General features: G+C 68.3%; 5 protein-coding genes. 1 reads left to right on the top strand and 4 read right to left on the bottom strand.

Annotated features, from left to right (window positions below; translation table 11 throughout):
* Positions 1–178 precede the first annotated feature (178 nt).
* A complete protein-coding gene (locus ASE59_RS08460) occupies positions 179–481 on the top strand; it encodes a hypothetical protein (protein WP_056455043.1) in 303 nt (100 codons plus the stop codon).
* 7 nt (positions 482–488) lie between these two features.
* Here ASE59_RS08460 and ASE59_RS08455 read toward each other — a convergent pair whose 3' ends face one another.
* The 4 genes from ASE59_RS08455 to dgcN are packed head-to-tail and all read right to left on the bottom strand — an operon-like array spanning position 489 to position 4,589.
* Positions 489–1,373: a LysR family transcriptional regulator gene (locus ASE59_RS08455; protein WP_056455039.1), complete on the bottom strand. Its 885-nt coding sequence runs from the start codon at positions 1,371–1,373 to the stop codon at positions 489–491.
* A complete protein-coding gene (locus ASE59_RS08450) occupies positions 1,370–2,608 on the bottom strand; it encodes a dicarboxylate/amino acid:cation symporter (RefSeq protein ID WP_056455037.1) in 1,239 nt (412 codons plus the stop codon). Before ASE59_RS08450 ends, ASE59_RS08455 begins: the two co-directional genes overlap by 4 nt.
* Positions 2,608–3,594 (bottom strand): N-acetyl-D-Glu racemase DgcA, encoded by a 987-nt coding sequence (gene dgcA, locus ASE59_RS08445; protein ID WP_056455105.1) that lies wholly within the window; start codon positions 3,592–3,594, stop codon positions 2,608–2,610. The genes ASE59_RS08450 and dgcA overlap by 1 nt, the downstream gene beginning before the upstream one ends.
* The gene (dgcN, locus tag ASE59_RS08440; protein WP_056455034.1) at positions 3,552–4,589 is read right to left on the bottom strand and encodes an N-acetyltransferase DgcN; all 1,038 of its coding nucleotides are present in this window, start codon (positions 4,587–4,589) and stop codon (positions 3,552–3,554) included. The genes dgcA and dgcN overlap by 43 nt, the downstream gene beginning before the upstream one ends.
* Between the last annotated feature and the right edge of the window lie 263 nt (positions 4,590–4,852).

The raw sequence follows: 4,852 nt of genomic DNA, 5'->3' as shown, positions 1-4,852 counted from the left end.
GGGGGGGGCGGGGGTGGGTTGGCCTGTAAGGGAACGTCACGTCTGCAACGAACCGACCCACCCCCAACCCCACCCTTGTCAGGGAGGGGAGTTGCATAATCCATTGGTAGCGCTGGTGCCGCATAGCAGGTCCCGTTAGGCTGGCCGACGGGGAATGATATAGCCGACGCGGGGGCGCATGGCCGTAATTGTCTGGTTGGTCTGGCTCGTCATCGAGACCATTATTTTCAGTCTAGTTGCGCAGACGATCGGTTATCTGTGTTTTCGGAAACGCATTCCAAAGCATCGCGCGGGGTTGGCGGTGCTTTGCGCCTATGTCGTCTGCCTCCTGATATCGGGTATCAGTTTCAGGCGGGGTTATGCGATCGATCCGGTAAACATTCTGCTATACATCGTGCCGGCAGTCATCACTTTCGCATATCTGTACCATCGCTACAATGCGGCGTGGCTGGATGAATCTCCTGCCGATCATTTCGAATGATCGCCCCTCACGGCCCTTCGATCACCTCCCGCAACACGCCCAGAAACTCGCTGGCGAGCGTGCTGGGCGGGCGGTCGAGCAGGTGCATGGCGTGGACGTCGAAGGTCAGCGAGGGTTTTAGCGGACGCATCGCAAGGCCATCGGCGAGCGAGGCTTCGGCGGTGAAATTGTCGACGACGCTGAACCCCATCCCCGCACGGACCAGCGCGGCGGCGATGTAGAAGGTGCGGGCGGAGGCGATCTCGTGCAGTTCCAGCCCCAGCCGGTCGAGTTCGTGCGCGAACAATTGGCCGATCGGACCGCTGGCGGCCAGCGTGATGAACGGCCGCCCGACCAGCATCGGCAGGTCGATGCGCGGCGGGGCGTCGGGCAGGTCGGCTTCGCGGTAGAGCACGACCAGTTCGCCCTCGCCGAGCCAGACTTTCCCCAGCGGTGCGCCACGCGGGACTTCGGCGGCGATGGCGATGTCGGTCTCGCGTTCGTACAGCTTGCGCAGCAGGTCGTCATGATGGACGGTTTGCAGGTCGAAGCGCACCTCCGACCGGCGCGCCATGAACCGGGCGGCGGCGGTCGGCAGCGCGCCGAGCGCGAGGCTGGGCAGCGCCGAGATGCGCAGCGTCGCGCCGCCGCCGGTGCGCAGGTTGCGGCCCGCCTCGCGCAGCGCCCGCACGCGTTCCTGAATGTCCGCCACGTCGCCGAACAGGGCGTGGGCGTCTTCGGTGGGGACAAGGCGGCTGTTGGTCCGCTGGAACAGTTCGAAGCCGAGCAGCGTTTCGGCATGACGCAGCGTCTTCGAAACCGAGGGCTGCGAGATGTTGAGCGCGCGGGCGGCGGCGCTGACCGATCCGTTGACATAGACCGCGTGGAAGATTTCAATATGGCGCAAATTCATACGGTGGTGTGGCCGCGATAGCGCGCTTCGTCCAGCCCATGTTCCGCCCGCGCCACCAGCGTCGCGACGGTCAGGTTGGCGCTGGCAGAGGGCACGGTGCGCGTCATGTCGAGCAGCCGGTCGAACGGCAGCACCAGCCCCACGACCAGTGCGGTCTGTTCGGCGCCGACCCCGACCGCGCCCAGCATCGCCGCCAGCATGAACAGCGAGGCGGAGGGCACCGGCGCGGTCCCGAAGGCGGCGAGCGCGCCGGTCAACAGCATCACCGCCAGCATCCACGTGTCGGGGACGATGCCGAGCGCCTGCAACGCGAACTGACCGAGCAGGCCGACATACATCGCCGTCCCGTCCTTGCCGATGCTCGCGCCCAAAGGCAGCACGGTCGAGGCGATCGGGCGGGCGATGCCGAGATTGTCCTGCGCCACGCGCAGCGCGACCGGTAGCGTGGCGGAGGAGGAGGCGGTCGAGAAGGCGACGATCAGCGCATCGACGATCCCGCGAAAGAACCGCACCACCGGCAACCGCGCGACGAAGCGCAGCAGCCCGGCATGAAACGCCATTTGCGTGAGCGAGGCGAGGATCACGCACAGCGCCAGCCAGCCGACATGCACGAAGACGCCCATGCCGCTGCCCGCCACCGCATTGGCGATCAGCGCCAGTACGCCGAACGGCGTCACCTCCATGACGATGCGCACGAGGTGGAGCAGGACGGCGGCCAGCCCCTGCAACAGCGCCACGACCGGCCTGCCCGCCTCGCCCGACACGACGCTGGCGATGCCGAGCAGGACCGCGACGAAGATGATGGCGAGCATGTCGCCTTTCGCCAGCGCGTCGACGATGTTGACCGGCACGATGCCGAGCAGCAGGTCGGCGGGCGTTACCGCCGGGCCCGGTACGTGCGGCGCGACCCCGGCCAGCGCGATGCCCTCGCCCGGTTGCAGCAACAGGCCGAACCCCATGCCGACCGACACCGCGACCAGCGTGGTCAGGGCGAACAGCGCGACCGTCCGCCCGCCGATCCCGCCGAGGCGACGCGGATCGCCGAGCGATGCGATGCCGGCGGCGATGGTGATGAGCACCACCGGCACGACGAGCATCTTGATGAGGCGGACGAACAGGTCGCCGACGATCTTGATCGCTGCCGCGCCCGCCGGCCACAACAGCCCGATCGCGATGCCCAGCAGCAATGCGCCGACGACGCGCTGCCACAAGGGGATCGCGAACCAGCCGCGCATCAACTGCCCCAAAAACCGGGGGCGGGCGGCGACAACATGCCGTTTCGATCGGTCACGCCGCCGGGGCGGTCGTCGCTGAGCCATAGCGGCCCGTCGAGGTCGACGAACATCGCCTGCCCCCCGAGCAGCATCGCGGGCGCGATCCCCAGCGACGAACAGACCATGCACCCGACCATCATACCGAACCCCTTCGCCCGCGCCGTGTTCGCGAGGGTGAGGGCTTCGGTCAAGCCGCCGGTCTTGTCGAGCTTGATGTTGACCACGTCGTAGCGGCCCCGGAGCGAGTCGAGATCTGCGGCGGTGTGGAGCGCTTCGTCGGCACAGACCGGGACCGGACTGTCGAAGTCCGCCAGCGCGCCGTCCTCGCCAGCCGGCAGCGGTTGTTCGAGCAGGTCGACGCGCCATTCGGTAAGGTGGGGTTTCAGCGCCCGCAGCGTGTCGATCGTCCAGCTTTCATTGGGATCGACGATCAGCCGGGGCGCGGGCGCGGCGGCGCGGACGGCGGCGATCTGCGCGGCGGGGTCGCTGCGGTCGACCTTGATCTTGAGCAGCGGGACATGGCCGACCTTCGCCGCCGCGCGCGCCATCGCCTCGGGCGTGTCGAGGCCGATGGTGATGGCGGAGGGGATGGCGACCGGCTCGGCGATGCCGGCAAGCGCGGCGACGCTGGTCCCGGCGAGGCGCGCCTCCAGATCCCATAGTGCGCAGTCGACGGCGTTGCGCGCGGCACCGGCCGGCAACAGGCTGGCAAGGTCGGTGCGGCTTGCCCCGGCGGCGATCTGCGGGGCGATCGCGCGGATCGCGGCGAGCGTGTCGTCCATGCCCTCGCCATAGCGGGCATAGGGCACCGCCTCGCCGCGTCCGACCACCGCGCCCTGTCGCACTCTGACCGTGACGACATCGGCCGCCGTCTTTACGCCCCGCGAAATGCGGAACGGGGTGCTCAGGCCGAAACGGTCATGGGCGACGTCGAGATGTCGAAGCATGTCTGCATCCAGTCGATGATCGGGTCCGCGCCGAAGCGATAGGGGTCGGTGCAGGGCAGGCCGAGCGCGGCACCGGTTTCGGCACAAAGCGCGCGGGCTTCGTCCTCGCCCAGCTTCGCGGTGTTGAGCGCGACGCCGACCGCCTGCACCTCCGGGCTGGTCAGCCGCGCGACCGATAGGTTGGCAGCAAGGCAGGTGGCGAGATCGGGCAAGGCGTAGTGCGGCAGGCCGCGCATGTGGTCGCGCGACGGATCATGGCACAGCACCAGCGCGCGCGGCTGTGCGCCGTGGAGCAGCCCGGTCGACACCCCGGCAAAGGACGGGTGGAACAGCGATCCCTGCCCCTCGATCAGATCCCAGCCCTCATCGCTCCGCGCCGGGGTGATCGTCTCGATCGCGCCCGAGATGAAGTCGGCGACCACCGCATCGACCGGTACGCCCGAACCGGCGATCAGGATTCCGGTCTGTCCGGTCGCTCGGAAATCGGCGCTGATCCCGCGCGCGACCATCGCATCACGCAACGCCAGCGTCGTGTACATCTTGCCGACCGAACAATCGGTCCCGACGGTCAGCAACCGGTTGCCCGCGCGGCGCCTGCCATTGCCGACCGGCAGGTTGGCGGGCGGATCGCGCACGTCGAACAACTGCACCCCGGCCTGCCGTGCGGCGTCGACGATCTCGGGCACGTCGCGCAGCCGCTGGTGCAGGCCGGAGGCGACGTGCATGCCGTTGGCGATTGCCGCCAGCGCGTCCTGCACCAGCGCCTTGCCCATCATGCCCCCGGCATTGGCGATGCCGAGGATCAACGTGTTGGCGCCCGCCGCGCGTCCCTGTGCCGCATCCATGCGCGGCAGGCCCAGCGTCAGCGGACAATCGTCGTGCCGCCATTCGCCGACGCACTCGTCGGGCCGGAAGGCGGCGACCCCGCGCGACGTCTTGATACCGACCGCGTCGTCGGAATGGCCGAGATAGAGGAGGAAGGGTCCGGGGATCATCGCGCACCTGCTGGCTGTCGGGACGATGGGATAGGGCGAGGGCGGCTCGGTGGTTGTATCGTGCGAAAATGCCGACCTATAGATCGAGGTTATGTTGTCGTTCCTCCCCTCCCTGGAAGGGAGGGGTCGGGGGTGGGTCGGCCCGCGAGGGAACGTTGCGCCCGCCCCAAGCCTACCCACCCCCAACCCCTCCCTTGTCAGGGGGAGTGTTCACCTCGGACTCAACAGGCGTTTTCTGGCGAGGAATATGTCGAGGGTGATCT

It is taken from the genome of Sphingomonas sp. Leaf10 (assembly GCF_001421245.1).
Lineage (GTDB): Bacteria > Pseudomonadota > Alphaproteobacteria > Sphingomonadales > Sphingomonadaceae > Sphingomonas.
Note: the sequence above shows the minus strand (reverse complement) of the source record. Positions and strands in the feature narration are given on the sequence as shown.